A 20,976-nucleotide genomic window follows, 5' to 3' on the forward strand; every position below is an offset into this window, starting at 1 on the left:
CCCTCCGGGTCACGGGGTGGGGGCCGGCGGCTCCTCGGTGGGGGTGGGGACGGGCGTCTGGGTCGGCGGGGTGGGTGGCTCCTGTGTCGGAGCAGGAGTCGCGGTGGCCGTCGGGGCCGGTCTCGGGGGATGGCAGTGCGGGCGGAAGCGCCCAGGGCACGGGTGCCCGGGGCGCGGGCCGTGATGGTGGGTGGGCGTTTCCGGGCTTCCTGTGCCTCCCGGACTTCCTGGGCTTGCCGTGCTTCCCGGGCTCGGGGACGGGGCGCCGGGACCGGGCGGGGCGGCCGGATCGACGGGGTCCAGCGGGCCGGAGGGCTGGGCGGAGGGGCCGCCGGGCGGGGGTTCCGACGGGCCCGCGGGCCCGGTGGACGGTCCGGCGGGGTCGCCGCCGACAGGAGGACCGCCGGTCGGCGCGAGGCTCGGGACGCCGGTGGCGGGGTAGGCCGGGGCCGGGAGGCCGCGGCGGACGTCCACGGTGTTCGCGACGGGCTCCACGGTCATGGGCACGTCACGGGGGCGCTCCTGCCAGGGGAGCCGCACGGCGGGCGGCTCGCCCGTCGGGGGGAACGCGGCCGTCGCCACGTCAGACACGACGCCGTCGCGGCCGAACCACTGGAAGACGACCGCTATCGCCACCACGGCCCCGACCGCCGCCAGGAGGCACGCCACCGCCCTCGGCCACCGCCGAACCGCCTTCTTCTGGGGGACGGGAAACCCGGCGGCGCCCAGGCCGGAGGTGCGGCGGGCGACGTAACGCCGGTAGGGCGCGAGCTCGGGGTCGGCGAAGCAGCTCAGCACCCGCAGCCGCAGCGCGTCGGGCAGGTCCGGCGCCGGCAGCAGCTCGAAGACCTTGGCCGCCGAGACCGGCCGGTTGCGGCGCGGGGCGCAGATCGCGCACTCCGACAGGTGGCGCACCAGCCGCTCGCGCGTCTCGGGGGTGAGCCGGCCGGAGAAGCCCTTGAGCATGGCCGCCCGGCGCGGGCAGTCGGACGGCTCCTGCGTGGCCAGGAGCTCGACGGTGATGGCGTCGCGCAGGCGGCCGAGCGCGGCCTCCCGCGCGGCCGCCACCTGCCGGGCCGGGAGGCCGAGCACCAGGCCCAGCTCGGCCGCCGGCAGTTCGTGCCGGATCGCCAGGTCCAGCAGCTCGCGGTCGGCGGGCGGCAGGCTGTGCACGGCGTGCCACGCCACCATCCGCAGCCGCGCGTCCCCCGGCCCGTCGGGCGGCTCGTCCCACGCCCTCTCGCCGTCCGGCGGATCAGCAGGGGATGGGCCGGAGGTGGGCGAACCGGCGGCGGGTGAGCCCTGGTCGGGCGGGCCGGCGGCGGGCGAGTCCGGGGCCGGCGGGCGGGGGCCCGGGGTGCGGCGGCGGAGGCATTCGGCGCGGGCCAGGGCGTACAGCCAGGACCGCAGCCGGGTGGGATCGGCCAGGGCGCCAGCGTGCGCCTCGGCGGCGATGAGCGCGTCGCGGAGCGCCACCTGGGCGGCGTCCGCGTCGCGAAGGAGGGACCGGCAGTAGCGGTAGACGCCCTCCGCGTACGCGTCGTAGAGCACGGCGGGGGCGCCGGGATCGCGGGCGCGAAGGGCTTCCACCAGGTTGCGGTCGTTCATATGACTGAAGGTAATGGATCGGTAACTCATAGTTCTACCGATTCCACGCCGATGGCATCGCTTGTCGCGCTGCCGCCAGGAGTTACATCCTGATTTTTCAGTATCTATTGCTGGGTATCGGCCACAATTCGTGTGCTCCGGTCCTCGGCGAACGGCTCGGTCGTCGGCTTGACCGTGTGCACCGGCACCGCCCCGGCGAGCGCCAGGTCCTCGAAGGGCCGCCCTGTGGAGCCCCACGTACGCGCCGTGATGTCGGTCCTGGCCACGGCCGTGCCGCGCGGCAGCCCCGAGACGGTCAGGATGAACCGGGGCGGGCTGCCGGCTTTCACGTCGTCCACGAACGTGCTGCCGCCGCCGAGCAATTTGCCCGTCTTATCGCGCAGCAGCGCGTTCACGACCAGACTTCCGGCCACCATCTGGTACGGATTCCCCACATATCCCGTAATAAGGTAAGAGCCGTCTTTCTGGCGCATTGTCTGCGCCCGCGTGATGGGAAAGCTCTGGAACGCGGACGGCACCCGCGCCGCCTGCCGCCACTGCGCCGGCCGGTACTGGATCGACACCTTGGCCGGTCGCTCGGCGGCGGTGGCCTGGCCGGTGAACTCCAGCGTCCCGCCCGGCGGCACGGCGTCGAGCGGCTGGTCCAGCCGGACGACCTCCGTGCCCTTGGCGTCCTGGCCGACGATCGTGGCCACCACGTGCTCGCCGAAGTGCCACGGGTTGGCGTTGCTGAGCACCCCCGCCCAGTTGACGGCGTACCCGTCCGCCGACTTGACGATGGTGGAGACCTGTTCCTTGAGCGCCAGAGGCTTGAGCTCCTGCGCGGGCTGCTTCTCGCTGGAGCACCCCGCGAGGCAGATCGCCCCGAGTGCGAGAAGGCTGACGGTTCGGCTGCGTGGGATCACTTTGCCGTGATAACCCGAGCATGGGCACGGCCGGCGGTGACACGCGCCAGCCGTACCAAGTCTTTAACGCGGGCGGGCCACCCGGGTCTCGTCCCAGACCGGCTGCGGCGACTCGTAGACCACGCCGTCGGAGCCGAAGACGAGGTAGCGGTCGAAGTCGGCGGCGAACCAGCGGTCGTGGGTGACCGCCAGCACCGTGCCGTCGAAGGCGTCGAGCCCCGCCTGCAGCGCCTCCGCGCTCGCCAGGTCGAGGTTGTCGGTCGGCTCGTCGAGCAGCAGCAGCGTCGCCCCGGACAGTTCGAGCAGCAGGATCTGCAGCCGCGCCTGCTGGCCGCCCGACAGGGTCTCGAAGCGCTGCTCGGCGACCCGGCCGGCCAGCTCGTAGCGGGCGAGAGCCTTCATGGCCTCGTTCTTGAGCCGGGCGTGCTCGGTCATGACGATCTCGACCGGGGTGCGGCCCCTCAGGTCGGGCCGGGCGTGCGTCTGGGCGAAGTGGCCGGGCACCACGCGGGCCCCCAGCCGGGCCACGCCCTCGTGCGCGACCGGCTCGCCCGCCACCAGGCGCAGGAAGTGGGACTTGCCCGAGCCGTTGGAGCCGAGCACCGCGACCCGCTCGCCGTACCAGACCTCCAAATCGAACGGGCGCATGAGCCCGCTCAGCTCCAGCCGCTCGCAGATCACCGCGCGCTTGCCGGTGCGGCCGCCGCGCAGCCGCATCCGGATGTTCTGCTCGGCGGGGGCCACCTCGGGCGGGCCCGCCTCCTCGAACTTGCGGAGCCGGGTCTGGGCGGCGTGGTAGGCGGGGGCCATGCCGTCGTTGTACCTGGCCTTGTTCTTCAACATGTTGACCAGGGCCTTGAGCTTGGCGTGCTCCTCGTCCCAGCGCCGGCGCAGCTCGTCGAGGCGCTCGTTGCGGGCCTTGCGCGCCTCGGCGTAGGTCGCGAAGCCGCCGCCGTGGATCCACACCCCGCCGGACTCGACCGTGACGATCCGGTCGGCGGCGTTGGCGAGGAGCTGGCGGTCATGGCTGACCAGCAGCACCGTCTTCGGCGTCTCCTTGAGCTGCTGCTCCAGCCACTCCTTGCCGGGCACGTCGAGATAGTTGTCGGGCTCGTCGAGCAGCAGGGTCTGGTCGGGGCCGCGCAGCAGCGCCTCCAGCACGAGCCGCTTCTGCTCGCCGCCGGACAGCGTCGCCACGTCCCGGTACTTCACCCGCTCGTACGGCACCCCGAGCGCCGCCACCGTGCAGGTGTCCCACAGCACCTCGATCTCGTAGCCGCCCGCGTCGGTGTAGTCGGCGATGGCTTGCGCGTAGCGCATCTGCGTCTTCTCGTCGTCGCGCTCCATCATCGCCAGCTCGGCCGCGTCGAGCCGCTCGGCGGCCTGCCGCACGGCCGGCGGCGCGACGCCGAGCAGCAGCTCGCGCACCCCGCTGCCGTCGCGCACGCTGCCGATGAACTGGCGCATGACGCCGAGGCCGCCGGAGCTCGCGACCGAGCCGTCCACCGGCTGCAGGTCGCCGGCGATCAGGCGCAGCAGCGTCGTCTTGCCCGCGCCGTTGGGCCCGACGAGCGCCGCCTTGACGCCGTCGCCGATGCGGAAGGAGACGTCGTTGAGCAGGGGCCGCCCGTCGGGCAGCACGTATGTCAGATGGCCAACCTCAACGTGCCCCACGACGATTCCTCTCCAAAAGGTCCTCGCGCAGCGTACTCGCCGGATTCGCCGGCGGGCATCCGGATTTCCGCCGCGCGTCAGCGGCCGCTGCCCGAGGTGATGCCGCTGTAGGAGCCGATCACCTTGACCTGGCCGGGGCCTGCGGTCCTCGGCGGGATGTGGGCGACGACCTGGATCAGCTCGGTGAACTTCATGAAGGTGTAGTACTTGCCGGGCAGGAACCCGCTGTTCTTCTGCTGGACGTAGGTGCGCTGCGGCCCCTGGCGCACGTCGTAGCGCCGGGTCCGTTCGACGGTCGTGAAGGCGAGCGCCCCGCCGTCGGCCGTGCGCAGGGCGTAGGAGGGGTACGCGGCGGCCGGTCGGGCGCTCTCCCTGAGCTCGGCGTACGGGTCCATCTTGACGCGGGTCGCCGCGGCGCCGGTGGTGAGCCGGTCGGCGGCGAAGCGGCTCCTGGACGCCTTGCCGCCCTTGCCGACCAGGTGGGCGGCGTAGCTCCTGGCGAACGCGGCGGGCGAGATCAGCAGCCCGGCGGCGTCGGCCTGGGCCACCTCCGCGGCCGCTCCCGAGGCGTCCTTCGCGATCTCGGGGAGTTCGCCGGCGGGAGTGTCGCTGAAGACGTCGGGGGCGTACATCTGCCGCCAGGACTCTCCGTCGCGGGCGAACAGCAGGTACGTCGGCTCCTTGGCGGTCTCGCTCTCGCCCTTCCAGTAGGCCGTGGTGACGAACCAGTCCGCTCCCTTGACGGGCCACACCGTGGGCCGGGCGTAGCCGAAGGGCTGGTGGCTGCGGTCGCCGAGCTTGCGCTGGGAGACGTAGGCCGCCTTGTCGATGGCGAGGCTGGAGCCGCCCTCGTAGCCTGCCAGCAGTCTGGCGCTCATGGCCTTGTTGGCGGCGTTGTTGCGCTTGACGTAGCCGGCGAGGAACGCGGTGATCCCTTCGGGCGTGCCGGGCGCGGGTGAGGTCGCCGGGGTGGCGGTGGGCGACGCGGTCGGCGCGCGCTCCTCCGGCGCGATCCCCGGCAGGGCCGAGCATCCCGCCAGCGCCAAGCATCCGGCCAACCACATCAAACGCCGCATTGGGGCAACCTCGCCATCTTGTTCGATCAAAGCGCACAAACCTAGCAGCTACTCGCGCAGACGCCAGGGGACCCTGGACAGCAAGTGATCTAATGACTAGAACTGTAGGGAACCTCACCCCCCCCTAGGAACCACCATGACGCGATTCCGTCCCGCCCTCGCATCCCTGGCCATCGCGTTGCTCGGGTTCCCGGCGGCGCCCCTGCCGGCCGCCGCCGCCACGACCCCCGCCGCCTGCACCCCCGCCGCCGTCGCCGGCGCCACCACGGACGCCCGGCTGACCGGCCTGTTCACCGCGTACGGCAACGACAACAGCCGCCTCGACGACTGGACGGGCGCCGACGGCACCTACTCGCTCCGTCTGCCGAGCGGCAAGGAGCTGTGGATCTTCTCCGACACCTTCCTCGGCCAGGTGAACCCCGACGGCTCGCGCCCGCCGGTCGTCGAGGAGGGCGGCACGACGGTCTTCCTCAACAACTCCTTCGCCGTCGAGCGCGACGGCCGCCTGTCCACCATCCACGACGGCACCGCCGCGAAGCCGACGGCCGTGATGCCGCCGCGTGACGGCGACCACTGGTACTGGGCCGGCGACGCGACCCTCGCGGGCGGCGTCGTCGAGGTCACCTACCAGGAGTACGAGCGCTTCGGCACCGGCGCGTGGGACTGGCGCTGGCACCGCAACGTGGTCGCCAGGTTCGCGCCGGGGCGGCTGGAGCGGCCGATCAGCGTGCACGACCTGCCCTCGGGGCACGGCGTCGCCTGGGCCTCGGCCACGATCGAGGACGGCGGCTACACCTACGTGTACGGGGTGGAGGACTTCGGCTCGCCGAAGTACATGCACCTCGCGCGGGTGCGGGGGCAGAGCCTGCTCGGGACGTGGGAGTTCCTGACGGCGGACGGCACCTGGTCACCGGACGAGACCGACTCGGCACGCATCATGAGCGGGGTGGCGAACGAGTACAGCGTCACCAAGGTCGGATCCTCATATGTCCTGATCACGCATGACACGACCGAGGCGCTGAGCCCCAACATCGTGGCCTACACCTCGTGCTCCCCGTCCGGGCCGTTCACCGGCAGGCAGCACGTCTACACGACGCCCGAGACCGGCGGCAACATCTTCACCTACAACGCCCACGCCCACCCCGACGTGGCCGGGGACGGGCTCGTGGTCTCGTACAACGTCAACAGCTTCGTCAACACCGACCACTACCGCGACGTCACCATCTACCGCCCCCGCTTCCTGGACGTGACCTTCAGGTGACGCGCAACTGGGGGGCGCGGCTGCGGCACGTCACCGTCGACGGGATGCGGGCGGTCGTGATGGAGAACGAGTCGCTGCGGGTGACCGTCGTGGCCGACAAGGGCGGGGACGTGGTGGAGTTCCTGTACAAGCCGACCGACACCGACTTCGTCTGGCTCGCGCCGCAGGGCCTGCGCAACCCGCGCGACCATCTCCAGGGCGCGGCCGACGACGTCGCCCCGTTCGTGGACCACTACGAGGGCGGCTGGCAGGAGGTGTTCCCGAACGGCGGCGCGCCCAGCGAGTACCGGGGCGCGCGGCTGGCCCAGCACGGGGAAGTCGCCGGGCTGCCGTGGTCGTACGAGGTCGTCACCGACCGCGAGGACGAGGTCGCCGTCCGGCTCGCGGTGCGGACGCGGCGGCTGCCGTACCGGGTGGAGAGGGTGCTGCGGCTGCGGTCGGGCGTGGCCGCGCTGGAGGTCGAGGGGGCGGCCACGAACGACTCCCCCGTCCCGCTGCACGCGATGTGGGGACAGCACATCGTGTACGGCCGGCCGTTCCTGCGCGCGGGGGCCAGGATCAGGCTGCCGGAGGGCGTGCGGGTGATCCCGCACGCGAGCGCGATCGGCCCCGGCGGGCGGCGGGTGCGCGCGGGCGGGCCGTGGGAGTGGCCGCTGGTCCCCGCCGACGCGGGCGGCGTGACGGATCTGAGCGTGGTGCAGGAGCCGGGGTCGCCGAGCGACATCGTGTACCTGACGGGCTTCGGCGACACGGGCTGGTACGAGATCTCAGGAGATATCGGCATGAGGGTGGCGTGGGACGCCACGCTCCTCCCCTACCTGTGGATGTGGCAGGAACTCGGCGCGTCCACCGGCTACCCCTGGTGGGGACGGGCGTACACGGTGGGGCTCGAACCGTTCTCCAGCCTGCCGACCGACGGCCTCGCCGCCGCGGTGGCCAACGGGACGGCCCTCGCCCTCGGCCCCCACGAGACGAAGAGGTTGCGGATGCGCGCGGAGGTGCTGGCATGAGCGAGTTCGACGGCAAGGTGGCGCTGGTCACGGGCGGCTCGACGGGGATCGGGCGGGCGGTGGTGGACCGGCTGGCCGCCGGAGGGGCGTCGGTGGTGTTCTGCGGCGTGGACCCGGGCGCCGAGCTCGACGGCGAGCGGGTGCTCGGCCGCACGGCCGACGTGCGCCGCGCCGGCCAGATGCGCGACCTGGTGGAGCTGGCGGTCTCCCGGTTCGGCGGGCTCGACGTCGTGGTGACCTGCGCGGGCGTGCAACGCTACGGCACCGTCGAGGACACCCCCGAGGAGGTCTGGGACGAGGTGCTGGACATCAACCTCAAGGGCGTCTACCTCACCTGCAAGGCCGCCGTCCCCCGGCTCAGGGAGCGCGGCGGCGGCTCGATCGTGCTCATGTCGTCGGTGCAGGCGTTCTCCTCGCAGGCCCAGGTGGCGGCCTACACCGCGAGCAAGGCCGCGATCAACGGCCTGACCAGGGCCATGGCGCTCGACCACGCGGCCGACGGCATCCGGGTCAACGTCGTGTGCCCGGGGTCGGTGGACACGCCGATGCTGCGCTGGGCGGCCGACCTGTGGCGGGGGGAGCTGTCGCAGGAGGAGCAGGTCAGGCAGTGGGGGCGGGCGCATCCGCTGGGCCGGGTGGCGCGGCCGGAGGAGGTGGCGGAGCTGGTCGCCTTCCTCGCCGGGCCGCGCTCGTCGTTCATCACGGGGGCCGAGCACCGCGTGGACGGCGGCCTGCTGGCGCAGAACCCGGCGGCGCTCCCCGATTAGGCGTTTTTCCATTCCCGAACGGCAAGAATTGCGTCAACTGACGAGAACTCACAGGCCGGGTAATCGATTCCGCACGCTAGGTTACGTGCTCGAAAAGACCCACCCGACAGAGGAGAGACCTGTGAGGCTCACCGGAAAGGCCGCCGGCCTCGTCGCGGCGGCCGCCCTGTTCACCGTGGTCGCCCCGGCCGCCACGGCGGTGGCCGGCCCCCGCTCGACCTGCTACGGCGGCCGTGTCTGCCTGTACGCGGGCTTCGACTACAACCGCGGGCAGGTCGACCATTGGCGCGACTTCGTCGCGGACGATGCGAACTTCGCCGACAACAACTGGCTGAACTGGGACTTCAGTAATTCCTGGCAGAGCATGGACAACGACACCAGTTCGGTGCGCAATCGCATCGGCTGCAGCGCCACTCTCTGGCAGCACCCGGGTTACACCGGAGCGCACAGCACATTCACCCACAATTCCAACGACGGGTTCCTCGCGAACAACGCCGTCGGCAGCGACCGCGTCAGCTCGCTCGACATCTGGTGCCGCTGACCACGAACGGGGGCGCCGGTTTCCTGACCTGGCCGCGGGGAACCGGCTGCCGCGCTCTTCTCGCGGGCACGTCGCTGCTGGCCGTGACCGCCTGCGGGACGGAGACGCCGGCCCGCCCGGAGGCCGCGACGCGGCTGGTGCTGCCCTTCGACGCCTACAGGACCACCCCCGGGCAGCGGGCCACGCTGGGCGACGCGCACAACCTCCTGGTGAGGCGGTGCATGCGCGCGCGGGGCGTCGCCGTCGAGCCGCCCGCCGAGGACCCGGCGCTCATCGCCGCGCTCGATCCCGGCAACTCCCGCCGCTACGGCGTCGTCGACACCGTGGCGGCCGGCCGCCACGGCTACCACCTGGCCCGCCCGCCGTCCCCCGACACGACCGCCGCCTGGGCGGCCGCGCTGCCCGCCGCCACCCGCGACCACCTGTACGGCGACGGCGGGCGAGGCGGCTGCCTGGACCGGGCCTCGCGCGTCCTCGCGCGCGGCGCGCCGAAGGCGGACTGGCCGTGGTTCTCCCGCCAGGACGCGCTCACGCTGGAGCGGTCGGCCAGGACCCCCGGGGTGGTCGCGGCGGCCGGCCGCTGGCGGGCGTGCATGAGCCGCTCCGGCCACGGCTACCCGTCCCCCGAGGCGGCCATCGGCGATCGCCGCTGGGACCTCGACGAGCGGACCGTCACCGAGGACGAGAAGCGGACCGCGGTCGCCGACACGCGCTGCAAGTGGTCCTCGGGCCTGGTCGCCGCCTGGCACGCGGCCGACGTGGAACTGCAGCGGGCGCTCGTCCGCGACCACGCCGCCCGCTTCGCCGCGCTCCGCGCCGACCTCGCGCACCGGCTGCGGCGGGCGTCAGCCGTTCTCGCCGCGGACGAAGGCGGCCAGGTCGGCTGACTGGCGCAGCCTGCTGGGCTCGTGGACGTACATCATGTGCCCGGCCTCGTAGTAGGCGAACTCGATGTTGGCGGCCAGCTCGGGCGGCACCGGCAGGTGCGCGAAGGTGTGCTCGGCGGCGAAGTACGGCGTCGCGCCGTCGTGGTAGCCGCAGGCCACGTGCACGCGCAGGTGCGGGTTGGCCCGCATGGCCGCCGCCAGCTTGTCGACGACCTGCACGTGCGCGCCCTCGAACTCCTTGAACGACCACGGATGCACCCGCGAGGTGAGCAGCTCGTACGGCAGGTCGTTCGCGTAGTCCAGCTCGGTCCGCAGGTAGTGGTTGAGCGCGGCGCTGTACGGGCCCACGATCGCGTTCATGCTGGGGTCGGCCGTGAAGTGCTCGCGCCCGGCGTCGGGGTCCCAGCCGGTGAAGCGGCCGTCGAGCCGCCCGACGACCTGGCGGCGCGAGCGCAGCAGCTCGGTGAAGAACCTGATGTGCTCGACGCGCAGGTCCACCCGGTCGACGTAGTCCTCGCTCAGCCCGGTCAGCGCGGCGATCCTGGCGACGGCGTCGGCGCGCTCCTCTGGGGTGAGGCGGGCGCCGCGGGCCAGCGCCCACGGGTAGTCGCGGGCGGCGTACTCCTCGGCCTCGCGCAGCACGTCGGCGAGCGGCCGGTCGCCGTGCAGCCCGTGGTAGTGGGCGATGGCGGCGTAGGTCGGCAGGTAGAGGGCGTAGGCGAGGTCGTTGCCCTGGTTGAAGTCGCCGGTGATGAAGTCGAGCACCGAGGAGATCAGCATGACGCCGTTGAGGTACATGCCGTAGCGCGACTGCAGGTGGTCGGCGAGGCCGGCCGCCCTGATCGTCCCGTACGACTCGCCGGCCAGGTACTTCGGCGACATCCAGCGCCCGTTCCTGGTGGTCCAGAGCCGGATGATCTCGCCGACGGACTCCAGGTCGCCGGTGAAGCCGTGGTACGGCTCCGCCTTCTCCCCCTCGGCGGCCCGCGAGTAGCCGGTGGAGACCGGGTCGATGAAGACGAGGTCGCTCACCGTGAGCAGGGTCTCCTCGTTGTCCGCCAGCCCGTACGGCGGCGGCAGCAGCGCTCCCGCGTCGCCCATCACCACCCGGCGCGGCCCCAGCACGCCGAGGTGCAGCCACACGCTGGACGAGCCGGGCCCGCCGTTGAAGGCGAAGGTGACGGGACGGCTCCCGGGGTCGGCGCCGTCCAGCGTGTACGCCGTCACGAAGACCTCGGCCTTGGGCCGCAGCCCGTCGAACCTGCCTTCGGTGAACACCTCCTCGCGCAGCACCATCGTGCCGGTGACGGCGGTGTAGGTCTGGCCGGAGGGGAGGGAGTGGGAGGTGGTCACCAGGTTGTCAGCGGGAGGGGCAGGCTGTGATGTTTCCGACATAGCGCCCCATTATGGAGTGGCGACGTCGGGGTCGGCGAAACGTTCGTTCGGGACAGTGGCGTACCAGCCGGGCCGGCCGGGATCGCGGTCGTACGGATAGCCGCCGAGCTCCCGGTACAGCTCCGCGTAGCGCTCCACCCGCTCGCGGTCCAGGTCCACCCCGAGCCCCGGCCCGGACGGCACCGCGATGGCCCCGCCCGAGTAGGCGAGCTTGCCGCCCGCGATGACGTCGTCGCGGAGCTGGTGGTAGTGGGCGTCGGCGGCGTAGGTGAGGTTGGGCAGCACCGCGCCGAGGTGCAGCATGGTCGCGAGCTGAATGCCCAGCTCCCCCGACGAGTGCACGGCCACGCCGAGCTGGAACGTCTCGCACACCCCCGCCGCCTTCACGCACGGCCGCACCCCGCCCCAGAACGTGGTGTCGAGCAGCACGACGTCGGCGGCCCTGCGCAGCACGTTGGAGGCGAGCTGCTCGAAGTTGACGACGACGGTGTTGGTCGCGAGCGGCACCCGCACCCGCTCGCGCACCGCGCGCAGCCCCTCCAGACCCCAGACCGGGTCCTCCAGGTAGTCGTTGTTCAGCCCCTCGATGGCCTTGCCGAAACGCAGCCCCTCGGCGACCGACAGCACGGCGTTGGGGTCGTACCTGAGCCGGTCGCCGGGGAACGCCTCGGCGAGCGCCCGGTAGCACTCCAGCTCGTGGTCCGGCGGGAAGACGCCGCCCTTCAGCTTGTGGACGGTGAAGCCGTGCGCCTCCTTCAGCCGCCGGGTGTGCTCCACGAGCTGGTCGGGGGTGCGGACCTCGGCGTGCCCGTCGCCCGCGTAGCGGAAGAACAGGTACGACGCGAACGGCACCTCCTCCCGCAGCCGCCCGCCGAGCAGGTCGCACACCGCCACCCCGAGCTGCCGCCCGATGAGGTCGAGGCAGGCGAACTCGACCGCCGCGAGGAGCTGGGTGCGGTTGTTGTAGAGCGAGGCCGTCGGATTGGCGATCTTGAACCGGAGGGCTTCGAGCTGGAAGGGGTCGTGGCCCTTCAGGTACGGCAGCAGCGCGCGGAAGGCCGACTCCGCGCTCTCCCCGCCGCCGCCCATCTCGCCCAGGCCGACGAGCCCGTTGTCGGCCTCGACCTCGACGATCGTACGGACGAAGCGCCCCCAGTGCGCGCCGTTGCTGTGCCGCAGCGGCGCTTCCAGCGGCACGGCCACCGTGGTGGCCCGGACGTCGACGATCTTCACAGGCGCGTTCCCTCCGCGACGGCGACCCCGCAGGCGGGCAGCCGTACCGTTGTGGTCTCGTTCCCCAGGACGACCGTCGCCTCGACCGGCTCGGCGGCCAGCGACTGGAGCCTGACCCCGTTCTGCCCGATCGAGGTGATGAGCACGTCGGGATGGTCCACCGAGGCGTACGTCGTGACGGCCGGCGCGGCGTCGGTGACCAGCGCGCCGACGAACGGCTCGGTGAGCCCGGCCGCCGCCGCCGCGCCCAGCCGCCGGGCGGGGGCGCCCGCCTCGGAGGCGACCGCGTACCTGAACGTGGTCTCGCCCTGCTGCTGCGCCGGGAAATTGGTGTCCCAGATGTTGTTGAGCGCCCAGGAGTAGACCGTGCCGTCCTCCTGGTCGAGCGTCGGCGGGAACGGCGCGTACGGCATGTGGATGGTGCCGAGCTGCACCAGCGGCGCCTCCAGCGTGGCCCAGGCGACGGTCAGCTCGGGGTCCTCGAAGGCGAGCCAGTGCCGGATCGGCAGCATGTACGCCGCCGACCCCGGCACCCGCGGCACGTCAGGCCCGCCGACGCCGCCGGTCAGCTCCCACGCCGAGGGCGGCCCCGCCGCGAACGGGAAGGCCAGGAACACCGCCTCCTTGGCCGGGGTGCCCTGCTTGGCGAGCCGGTAGGTCAGGTCCAGCCGGGGCACGCCGTAGTACAGCTCGATCGTGGTGCGGATCCAGTCGACGCCCTTGCCGCGCAGCTCGACCACCAGCCGCTCGCCGACCGCCGTGCGCCGGCACTCGGTGACCGTCGCGTGCCGGCCGATCGCCCGGTCGCCGAGCAGCGTGCGGTCGTGCGCGCCGACGTGGCCGGACAGGTGGTTGAAGTGGGGGGCGGTGGCGTACTGGTCGTAGACGTACTGGCCGAAGCCGGCCGCGGCCTCGCCGTTGACCAGCTCCCGCCCGGCCCGCTTGTCGAAGACCGAGCTGATGTGGCCCTCGCGCACGTCGTAGGCCACCCGGTAGAACTCGTTCTCGATGACCGCGTCGCCGGGCGGCTCGACCGGCTCGGGGGGCTGCGCCTGCGCGCGGACCACGTCGAGCCGGACGTGCCCGAAGCCCGGCACGTCACGCACGACCGCGTGGACGTGCCGCCCGATCGGCCGGGTCGGCCAGTCGTCGGGATCCACGAACTCCTCGTGGTGCGGCACCGTCTCCCCCGTCCGCGCGTCCACCAGCGCGATCGGCACGTCCACCGGCACCACGTCACGCGGCAGGAACGCCCGCACCACGTCGGTCCGCGCGCGGGTGGCCGGGTTGAACACCGCGAACGCGGGCCGCCCCTCCCCCTCGGCCAGCGCGGCGGCGAAGCGGCGCACGGCCGCGTGCAGCAGGTCCGCCGCGTCGTCCTGGGCCTGGTAGGCGCCGGAGGACTTGCGCGTCCACTGCAGGCCGCCGGAGTCGCCGGCCTCCTCGGCGTCCTCCCACGGGTTGGCCGCGCCCCACGTGTGCTCGTTGAACAGGGCGACCCCGTCGTAGGCGGCGTCCACCTGCGCGGTGACGTCCACGCCGGCCAGCGTGTGCAGCGTCTCGGCCACCCGCAGCGCCGACTGCGCCCGGCGGACGTAGCCGAGCGGGCGCGCGCCCGAGCCGAGCCCGTCGGCCCACCAGTCGGTCCAGTCGCCCTCGTGCACCGCCAGCCGGTCCAGGTGGCGCTCCTCGACGTGCGCGAAGAAGTCGCTGTTGACCGCCGAACGCAGCCGCGGCCAGGCCCACTGCTCGTTCCAGCGGCGGGCGATCGAGGCGGGCACGATCGACGGGCCCGCGTTGTCGGCGTGCGCGCCCTGCACCCGCAGATGCAGCACGTCCAGCTCGTACGGCTCCCGAGGCGCGTCCGGCCCCTGCCAGCCGAACGTCCCCGGCCCGTACGGGTAACCGCGCGTGGCCAGCGCCGCCAGGTAGCGCGGCAGCAGGTCGTCGGCCAGCTCGTACGAGTCGGTCAGCCCGACCGTGTTGCCCTCCATGTACGCCATCCCGTGCGGCGTGTCCGTGAACCACACGAGGATCTCGTTCCCGCTGGGCGCCCGCCACCGGAACGGCCGGGTGAGCTTGTCGCCGCCGTGCAGGTAGGGCACCGACCGCCCGGCCCAGTTGTGCGCCGCCGCGAGGTAGCGGACCCCGGCCGCGCTGAGCGCGTCCACCAGCCCGACGACCGCGCCGGGCACGTCGGTGTGCATGGCGGAGGTGACCGGCAGCCCCGACTCGCGGGCGAAGCGGAGCTGCCGGTGCAGTTCCTCCGTCGAGCACGCCTCGGTGTGGAGCTGGAACGGCAGCGCCGTCACCTCGATCACGCCCTCCCGCGCGAGGCGGCGGAAGGACTCCACCGCCTCGGCGGGGCGCGCCGCCAGCCACTTCTGCGCCGGCCACGACGACTCGACCGTCCAGCGGAACTTCGCGTCGTCCGGCCAGGACGCGGTCTCCTCCGCCAGCCGCACCGCCGCGTCGAGGTAGTCGAGGTGGTGGCGGAGCACCGTGCCCTGCGGGTCGGTGTAGCCGATGTCGAGGTGCGAGTGGTGCACGACGAACACGCTCCACTTGCGCTGCGGCGTCACCGTCACCCGGGCCGTGCCGACCACGCCGCTCTCGTCGCGGCACTCCAGCGTCAGCGCGCGCGGCGCGTCCACCTCGGGCACCAGCAGCGTCACGTCCGTGCCCGTCGCGCTGTCCACGTCCACCAGCACGTGCGTCAGCGGCACGGTGCTCGACACCCTGACGGCCTGACGCCCGTCGTGGGTGAACAGCGGCACCACCGCCACCCGGACCTCCAGCCCGCGCTCGCTGATCACGGGCGTCGAGGTGTCGTCCCGCAGCGCCCGCCTGATCCCGTCGTAGTCGGGGCTCCCGAGGCTCCGCTGGAGCAACCGGCTGGTCATTGCACACTCCCTAGGGAAAGGCCTCGGGCGAAGAGGCGCTGGGTGGCGAGGAACAGCACGACCGTCGGCAGCGAGACCACGAGCCCCGCCGCGAGGCCGACCGGCACCGGGGTGCCGGCGTAGACGTCGGTCATGAGCCCGGCGATGGCCGTCATGACCGGCCGTACGTCCGCGGTCTGGCTGAGGGTCAGGCCGAAGACGAGGTCGTTCCAGATGAAGGTGAACTCCAGGATGAACACGGCGGTCAGCGCGCTGGCCGACATCGGCAGGTAGATCCGCCAGAAGACGCGCCACGTGGACGCGCCGTCCATGCGGGCCGCCTCGAAGATGGAGAAGGCGACGCCCTGGTAGAAGTTGCGCAGCACGAACGCGCCGAGCGGCACGTTGATCGCGGTGTAGACGAGGACGAGACCGAGGCGGGTGTCGTAGAGCCCGGCATCGCTGTAGCTGACGAACAGCGGCACCAGCAGCATCTGCGACGGGAACACGGTGCCACCGAAGATCAGCAGGAACCACCAGAAGCCGTGCCGCAGCCGCAGCACCACGATCGTGTACCCGGCCAGCGCCCCGATCAGCACGCCCAGCAGCGGCGAGACCACGGCGTAGAGCGCGGTGCTGGCCAGGCTGCCGCCGAGATCGGCGCCCTCGACGGCCCGCGCCACGTTGTCGAGCAGCGCGAAGTCGCCGGAGGGCGCCCACGCCCGCGACGGGTCGTACGAGTCGGCCGGCCGCGCGGCGTTGACCAGTAACAGGTAGGTGGGCCCGAGCCAGACCAGCCCGAGCACGATGAGCACGGCCCTGCGGATCATCGCACCTGCCTCTTCAGGTAGAGGTAGGACGCGAGGCCGGTCACCACCGTGAGCAGCACCGCCACGGCCGAGCCGTAGCCGTACTCGCTGGCCACGAACGTCTCCTTGTACATCGTCACCGCCAGCGTCTCGGAGTTGCGCCCAGGGCCGCCCTGCGTCAACACCCACACGATGTCGAACGTCTTCAGGCTCGCCACCAGCGCGAGACCCACCACGACCGCCGTGAGCGGGCGCATCAGCGGCCAGATCACGTGCCGGAACAGCCGCCACCCCGACGCGCCGTCCAGCCGGGCCGCCTCGATCGGCTCCTTCGGGATGGACTGCAGGCCGACGACGAACAGCAGCGTGTTCACGCCGAGCTGCTGCCAGGTCCAGACCAGCAGCATGGCGAGGGTGTTCTGCGGCGCCTCCTGGAGGAACGCGGTGTCCACGCCGAGCAGCAGGTTCGCGATCCCGTCATGGGACAGGACCGGGCTCCACACCATGGCGAGGCCCGCGCCGCTCAGCGCGTACGGCAGCATGAACGGCACCCGGTACCAGACGCCGCCCCTGAGGTCGTACGACAGGACCGCGACCAGCAGGCCGAGCCCGACCGGCAGCACCATCGTGCCGGCCACCCAGATCAGCGTGTTGCGGACCGAGGTGAGCAGGGCCGGGTCGCCCAGCAGCTTGACGAAGTTGTCCAGGCCGACCCATGCGGGGGGCTCCAGCCCGTCGTACCGGGTGAGGCTCAGGTAGGCGGTCCACACGAACGGCGCGTAGAGCAGCACCGCGACCAGGATGGCCGCGGGCGCCACGTACCCGTGCCGGAACCTGCCGAGCACCGGTGAACGGGTCACTGATGCGTGCTCCAGTACTCGTCGGCGGCCTTCTGGATGGTCTCCAGGACCTCCTTGTAGCTGCCGGGCTCGGTGACGAACTTGCCGAACCCGTCGAGCGCGGCCGTCAGCACCGGCGGCGGCGTCGCCTCGAAGTAGCGGTTGACCAGGCGGTACGTGCCGCTGCCCGCGTCCTTGGTGACCGCGCCCAGCGCCTCGTCCTGGATGGCGACCTTGGGGTTGGCGCTCACGTCGCCGCGGCTGGTGGCCCACTTCTCCTGCGCCTCGGCGCTGGTCCACCACTTGAGGTACTTCATGCTCGCCTCGGGGTCGGCGGCCTTGGTCAGCGAGCAGAGCGGCCCGCTCTCGAAGATCATCGACGTCTTGGGGAGTGCCGCGTTGACGTTGGGGATGACGAAGAAGCCGTAGTCGGTGCCGGCCTTCATGTCCCGCTGGGTCATGCTCGTGTTGAACCAGGTGCCGAACGACACCATCGCCGCCTTGCCGTTCTTCAGCACGTCACCGGGGTCGGTCTTGTCGCCCGGGTTGATGAAGTAGCCGGCGTCGATCATCGACTTCCAGCGCTCCATCACCTGGACCACGCCGGGGTCGGTGTACTTCGCCTTGCCGGTGGACAGGCGGTCGTACAGGTCGGGGTCGGTGCCGGCCATGAGCTGCTCGAACCAGACGAACGAGAACAGCACGCTCGTGTGGTAGAACGCCTTGACGCCGTTCCGCTTGAGGGTGTCGGCGACCTTGATCAGCTCGTCCCAGGTCTGCGGCGGGGTCAGGTCGTGCTGGTCGAAGAGCTTCTTGTTGTAGAACATCCCCCAGTAGGCGACGTTCATCGGCACGCAGTACTGCTTGCCGCCGATCGTGTAGTAGGGCGCGAGGTCCTGCGACAGGTCGCCCGCCTTGATCGCCTCCTGCCAGACGGCCGTGGTGTCGGCCACCTGCTTCTGCTTGACGATCTCCTCCAGCATCCCCCCGGTCTGCCAGGTGAACAGGTCGGGCTTGACGTTCGTGCGGAACGACGCCTTGATGAACGCCTGGTACTGCGCCGAGTCCGTGTATCCCGTCGGCTTCATGCCCAGGCCGATCCGCTGCTTCGACAGGGCGCCCATCTCGTCGAAGTACTTCGTCCACGCGCCCTTGTCGTTGTAGAGCGTCAGCTCGGTCTTCTTCTCCTGCGTGGCGGTGCCGTTGCCGCCGCACGCGGCGAGGACGAGCGCCGCCACGCCCAGCGTGGCCACACGTGACCGGAACATGGGCCGGCCTCCTTGGTTCTTCGGTGTTTCTATCGGGGGGATGCGTCTCCCTGGGGAGACTGGAGGCGACGCTCGACGACCGCCTTCACGTCGGCCAGATGCGACCGCATGCGGGCCTCGGCCGCCGCCGCGTCACGCGCTTCGATGGCCGCGAGGATCGCCAGGTGCTCGTCGTAGTCGCGCCGCCGGTCGTCGAAGATCTGCAGGATCTCGCGCTGCTCGGGGCCGTGGACGGTGAGCAGCGAGTCGACCACCTCGTGCAGGACGCCGTTGCCCGCCGTCCTGGCGGTGGCCCGGTGGAAGGCCATGTTGGCGTCGTGCAGCTCGGCGTCCTCGCCGCGCAGGTGCCGCCCCGCCTCGTCGAGCACCTGCCGGAACGCGGCCAGTTCCTCGTCGCCGGCCCGCTCGGCGGCCAGGGCTGCCAGCGGCGGCTCGATGACGAGGCGGGCCTCCAGCAGCTCAAGCAGCCGGGCGGCGCGGATCTCGCGCATGTTGGGGTTGGGCAGGACCAGGCGCTCGATGTCGGCGCCGACGTAGATGCCGGAGCCGTGGCGCAGCTCGATCGCGCCGGTCGCCTCCAGCCTGCGGAGCGCCTCGCGCAGCGTCGGCGTGGTGACGGCGAAGCGCTGCGACAGCTCCCTCGTGGACGGCAGCCGGTCGCCCGGCCGGTGCCCACCCGTGCGGATGAGCTCCAGCATGCGCTCGGTCAGAGCGTCGGACAGTGTCGGCCGCGTCACCTCGGACATATCAAGTGATCTAATCACTTCTCGAGGTCGGCGTCTATGAGGAGACGGGGGTTTCCCGGTTTTTCAACCTTTGACCAGCTTCGTCGCCAGCTGGGTCATCAGCTCCACCTGGCCGCGCCGCGAGCTCTCCACCTGCCCGGCCCACGCCCTGGCCGCCGGGTTGACGCCGCCCGCGACCTCCGCCTGCGCCATCCTGACCGCGTCGCCCTGGTGCGCGATCAGCAGGACGAGCAGGTCCCGCTCGAAGTCCTTCGACTTCCTCAGCGCCCGGATCCGCCTCACGTCGGTCTCCGGCATGCCGCCGTGGTGGTCGTGCGCCCCCTCGCCGGCCCGCAGCGGCTGCTCCCAGTCGTGCAGCCAGCGCAGCATCATCTCGACCTCGTCCTGCTGGGTCGCCTCGATGGCGGCGGTGAGCGTCCTGACCTCGGGCGAGCCGGCGCGCTCGGCGCCCAGCCGCGCGATCTCGATGCCCTGGCGGTGATGCTGGACCATCATCTGGACGAACATCACGTCGCCGGCGTTCAGCGGCGGCTCGGGGGGCGGGGCTCCGCAGCCGGCGAGGGCCAGGACGATCCCGAGGACGACGACCGGAACACCGCGCACACCCGTCACCTCTTTTAATCAGGAAACTTTCCTAAGAGTTGACGATTTTCCCCGGCGACACAAGCACCGTGTTGACATCAACCGGACTTGAGCTTGCAAGGTGGTTCGCCATGGAACGTTTCACGATCGGCGTCATCCTGCCCGGCATCCCGGTGCAGCGCCGCGACGGCCTCGACCTCCCCGCCGCCGCCCGGCACGCCGAGCACGCCGGCCTCGACGGCGTCTGGCACGGCGACCACCTCGCCGTCGGCGCCCCCACCCTCGACGCGCCCGTCGCCCTCGCCACCGCCGCGGCCGTCACCAGCCGCGTCACCATCGGCACCAGCGTGCTCGTCCCCGCCCTCCGCCCCCTCGCCTGGGCCGCCAAGCAGATCGCGACCCTCCAGCACGTCTCCGGCGGCCGGCTCGTCCTCGGCGTAGGCTCCGGCGGCGGGCCGGCGCAGTGGGCCGCCGCCGGAGTCCCGTACGCCGAGCGCGGTCTGCGTACCGACACGGCCCTCACGCTGCTCCCGGGCCTCCTGTCCGGCGAGCGGACGCCGCTGCCCGACGGCTCGGCGGCCGAACTGTCCCTGTCCGTGCCGATGCCTCCGGTGTGGGTGGGGAACGCCTCCCGAGCCGCCCTGCGCCGGGCCGCCCGCCTCGGCGACGGCTGGTTCCCGTCCCTGATCTCCCCGCGCGAGGTGGCCGACGGGCGAGCGCTGCTGAACGACCTGGCCGGCGAACACGGCCGCCCCGCGCCCGTCATCGCCATCGGCTGCAGCGCGGCCCTCGGTCCCGGCGCGCCCTCCCGGGCCGAACTGGCCGCGGGCATCGCCTCCGCCTACGACCGGCCCGTGGCCGACGTCATGGACATCCCGCTCACCGGCAGCCCGGAGCAGGCGGCGGAGCGGCTGGCCGCGTACCGGGAGGCCGGGGCGAGCCACGCGGTCGTCGGCGTGGCGGGCGACGACTGGCGCGCCCAGGTGGACCTCCTGGCCGAGGCCCGCGCCCTGCTGCTCCGCTGATCGAAGCTACGGCCGCAGCCAGCGAAGGGCCGCGTCGAGGCAGTCCTCCGGGCTGGTGTTGAAGGCGATGGCGGCGTCCGGCGCGTGCTTCCGCACCAGATTGATCATGCGCTCGAAGATTCGCAGTGCCGGCTCATGCCCGCGGATGCCGCCGCCGATCACCACGCACTCATGGCCGCCCCGATTCAACGCCTCCACCAGCGCCCCCTCGGGGTCCGCGGCGAGGTCGACCAGACAATAGTCGGCCTCGACGCCGCGCTCGGCGAACCGGGCCCGGCCGCGGGCGATGGCCGCCTGCACCGGCTCGGGATCCCAGTCCTTCAACGTGGCGGGATCGAGCCCGACCACCAGCACCCGCGCCGCCATCCGCCTCGCCCCCGCCCTCTCGCGGTTCTCGGCCACCAGCACTTCAGCACTTCAGCACTTCAGCATGGCACTCCTGCTCCGGCGAGCACCAGCAGCGCTCGA

Annotated in this window: 19 protein-coding genes; 6 read left to right on the forward strand and 13 right to left on the reverse strand. The window is 72.2% G+C overall.

Annotated features, from left to right (window positions below; genetic code table 11):
- Nucleotides 1-9: 9 nt before the first annotated feature.
- The 4 genes from Nocox_RS41205 to Nocox_RS41220 all read right to left on the reverse strand — a co-directional run bounded on the left by Nocox_RS41205 (nucleotide 10) and on the right by Nocox_RS41220 (nucleotide 5,233).
- Nucleotides 10-1,608, reverse strand: a complete 1,599-nt coding sequence (locus tag Nocox_RS41205; RefSeq protein WP_020540853.1) for an RNA polymerase sigma factor — start codon at nucleotides 1,606-1,608, stop codon at nucleotides 10-12.
- Between the two features lie 104 nt (nucleotides 1,609-1,712).
- Nucleotides 1,713-2,513, reverse strand: a complete 801-nt coding sequence (locus Nocox_RS41210; RefSeq protein ID WP_020540854.1) for a hypothetical protein — start codon at nucleotides 2,511-2,513, stop codon at nucleotides 1,713-1,715.
- A gap of 63 nt (nucleotides 2,514-2,576) precedes the next feature.
- Nucleotides 2,577-4,187, reverse strand: a complete 1,611-nt coding sequence (locus Nocox_RS41215; protein ID WP_026213865.1) for an ABC-F family ATP-binding cassette domain-containing protein — start codon at nucleotides 4,185-4,187, stop codon at nucleotides 2,577-2,579.
- A gap of 77 nt (nucleotides 4,188-4,264) precedes the next feature.
- Nucleotides 4,265-5,233 (reverse strand): DUF8094 domain-containing protein, encoded by a 969-nt coding sequence (locus tag Nocox_RS41220; protein WP_020540856.1) that lies wholly within the window; start codon nucleotides 5,231-5,233, stop codon nucleotides 4,265-4,267.
- A 166-nt stretch (nucleotides 5,234-5,399) separates the two neighbouring features.
- On the opposite strand from Nocox_RS41220, the gene Nocox_RS41225 reads away from it, so the two are divergent.
- The 5 genes from Nocox_RS41225 (at nucleotide 5,400) to Nocox_RS41245 (ending at nucleotide 9,729) form a co-directional block, all read left to right on the forward strand.
- Nucleotides 5,400-6,524 (forward strand): glycoside hydrolase family 183 protein, encoded by a 1,125-nt coding sequence (locus Nocox_RS41225; RefSeq protein WP_020540857.1) that lies wholly within the window; start codon nucleotides 5,400-5,402, stop codon nucleotides 6,522-6,524.
- Nucleotides 6,521-7,534 (forward strand): DUF4432 family protein, encoded by a 1,014-nt coding sequence (locus tag Nocox_RS41230; RefSeq protein ID WP_020540858.1) that lies wholly within the window; start codon nucleotides 6,521-6,523, stop codon nucleotides 7,532-7,534. Before Nocox_RS41225 ends, Nocox_RS41230 begins: the two co-directional genes overlap by 4 nt.
- Nucleotides 7,531-8,301 carry an SDR family NAD(P)-dependent oxidoreductase gene (locus tag Nocox_RS41235; protein ID WP_020540859.1) on the forward strand — a complete coding sequence of 257 codons (771 nt, stop codon included), beginning with the start codon at nucleotides 7,531-7,533 and terminating at the stop codon, nucleotides 8,299-8,301. Before Nocox_RS41230 ends, Nocox_RS41235 begins: the two co-directional genes overlap by 4 nt.
- A 121-nt stretch (nucleotides 8,302-8,422) precedes the next feature.
- Complete coding sequence (locus Nocox_RS41240) at nucleotides 8,423-8,842, forward strand: peptidase inhibitor family I36 protein (RefSeq protein WP_020540860.1); 420 nt, start codon at nucleotides 8,423-8,425, stop codon at nucleotides 8,840-8,842.
- Entirely contained in the window at nucleotides 8,833-9,729 is an 897-nt protein-coding gene (locus Nocox_RS41245; RefSeq protein WP_020540861.1) for a hypothetical protein, read from the forward strand. The genes Nocox_RS41240 and Nocox_RS41245 overlap by 10 nt, the downstream gene beginning before the upstream one ends.
- Here Nocox_RS41245 and Nocox_RS41250 read toward each other — a convergent pair.
- The 8 genes from Nocox_RS41250 to Nocox_RS41285 form a co-directional block, all read right to left on the reverse strand.
- Nucleotides 9,688-11,124: a S10 family peptidase gene (locus Nocox_RS41250; protein WP_026213866.1), complete on the reverse strand. Its 1,437-nt coding sequence runs from the start codon at nucleotides 11,122-11,124 to the stop codon at nucleotides 9,688-9,690. The two genes, Nocox_RS41245 and Nocox_RS41250, sit on opposite strands and share 42 nt — an antisense overlap.
- A 9-nt stretch (nucleotides 11,125-11,133) precedes the next feature.
- On the reverse strand, nucleotides 11,134-12,357 hold the full coding sequence (locus Nocox_RS41255; RefSeq protein ID WP_020540863.1) for an enolase C-terminal domain-like protein: 1,224 nt from the start codon (nucleotides 12,355-12,357) through the stop codon (nucleotides 11,134-11,136).
- Nucleotides 12,354-15,260, reverse strand: coding sequence for a glycoside hydrolase family 38 N-terminal domain-containing protein (locus Nocox_RS41260; RefSeq protein ID WP_020540864.1), 2,907 nt, complete (start codon nucleotides 15,258-15,260; stop codon nucleotides 12,354-12,356). Before Nocox_RS41260 ends, Nocox_RS41255 begins: the two co-directional genes overlap by 4 nt.
- Nucleotides 15,257-16,069, reverse strand: coding sequence for a carbohydrate ABC transporter permease (locus Nocox_RS41265; protein ID WP_020540865.1), 813 nt, complete (start codon nucleotides 16,067-16,069; stop codon nucleotides 15,257-15,259). Before Nocox_RS41265 ends, Nocox_RS41260 begins: the two co-directional genes overlap by 4 nt.
- Nucleotides 16,066-16,908 (reverse strand): carbohydrate ABC transporter permease, encoded by an 843-nt coding sequence (locus Nocox_RS41270; protein ID WP_246649693.1) that lies wholly within the window; start codon nucleotides 16,906-16,908, stop codon nucleotides 16,066-16,068. The genes Nocox_RS41265 and Nocox_RS41270 overlap by 4 nt, the downstream gene beginning before the upstream one ends.
- Entirely contained in the window at nucleotides 16,905-18,155 is a 1,251-nt protein-coding gene (locus Nocox_RS41275) for an ABC transporter substrate-binding protein (protein ID WP_020540867.1), read from the reverse strand. Before Nocox_RS41275 ends, Nocox_RS41270 begins: the two co-directional genes overlap by 4 nt.
- Nucleotides 18,156-18,184: 29 nt before the next feature.
- Nucleotides 18,185-18,901, reverse strand: a complete 717-nt coding sequence (locus Nocox_RS41280; protein WP_020540868.1) for a FadR/GntR family transcriptional regulator — start codon at nucleotides 18,899-18,901, stop codon at nucleotides 18,185-18,187.
- 63 nt (nucleotides 18,902-18,964) lie between these two features.
- Nucleotides 18,965-19,504, reverse strand: a complete 540-nt coding sequence (locus tag Nocox_RS41285) for a DUF305 domain-containing protein (RefSeq protein ID WP_020540869.1) — start codon at nucleotides 19,502-19,504, stop codon at nucleotides 18,965-18,967.
- 110 nt (nucleotides 19,505-19,614) lie between these two features.
- On the opposite strand from Nocox_RS41285, the gene Nocox_RS41290 reads away from it, so the two are divergent.
- A complete protein-coding gene (locus Nocox_RS41290) occupies nucleotides 19,615-20,508 on the forward strand; it encodes an LLM class flavin-dependent oxidoreductase (RefSeq protein WP_020540870.1) in 894 nt (297 codons plus the stop codon).
- Between the two features lie 6 nt (nucleotides 20,509-20,514).
- On the opposite strand, the gene Nocox_RS41295 is transcribed toward Nocox_RS41290, so the two are convergent.
- Nucleotides 20,515-20,910 carry a hypothetical protein gene (locus Nocox_RS41295; RefSeq protein ID WP_246649694.1) on the reverse strand — a complete coding sequence of 132 codons (396 nt, stop codon included), beginning with the start codon at nucleotides 20,908-20,910 and terminating at the stop codon, nucleotides 20,515-20,517.
- Nucleotides 20,911-20,976: the final 66 nt, after the last annotated feature.

The sequence above is a fragment of the Nonomuraea coxensis DSM 45129 genome, assembly GCF_019397265.1.
Classification (GTDB): Bacteria; Actinomycetota; Actinomycetes; order Streptosporangiales; family Streptosporangiaceae; genus Nonomuraea; species Nonomuraea coxensis.

Excerpts from the sequence above, each read along its gene's own strand:
- Nocox_RS41280 (WP_020540868.1), bottom strand. The coding sequence starts at position 18,901 with ATGTCCGAGGTGACGCGGCCGACACTGTCCGACGCTCTGACCGAGCGC.
- Nocox_RS41265 (WP_020540865.1), bottom strand. The coding sequence starts at position 16,069 with ATGATCCGCAGGGCCGTGCTCATCGTGCTCGGGCTGGTCTGGCTCGGG.
- Nocox_RS41225 (WP_020540857.1), top strand. The coding sequence starts at position 5,400 with ATGACGCGATTCCGTCCCGCCCTCGCATCCCTGGCCATCGCGTTGCTC.
- Nocox_RS41250 (WP_026213866.1), bottom strand. The coding sequence starts at position 11,124 with ATGTCGGAAACATCACAGCCTGCCCCTCCCGCTGACAACCTGGTGACC.
- Nocox_RS41275 (WP_020540867.1), bottom strand. The coding sequence starts at position 18,155 with ATGTTCCGGTCACGTGTGGCCACGCTGGGCGTGGCGGCGCTCGTCCTC.
- Nocox_RS41290 (WP_020540870.1), top strand. The coding sequence starts at position 19,615 with ATGGAACGTTTCACGATCGGCGTCATCCTGCCCGGCATCCCGGTGCAG.
- Nocox_RS41205 (WP_020540853.1), bottom strand. The coding sequence starts at position 1,608 with ATGAACGACCGCAACCTGGTGGAAGCCCTTCGCGCCCGCGATCCCGGC.
- Nocox_RS41260 (WP_020540864.1), bottom strand. The coding sequence starts at position 15,260 with ATGACCAGCCGGTTGCTCCAGCGGAGCCTCGGGAGCCCCGACTACGAC.
- Nocox_RS41235 (WP_020540859.1), top strand. The coding sequence starts at position 7,531 with ATGAGCGAGTTCGACGGCAAGGTGGCGCTGGTCACGGGCGGCTCGACG.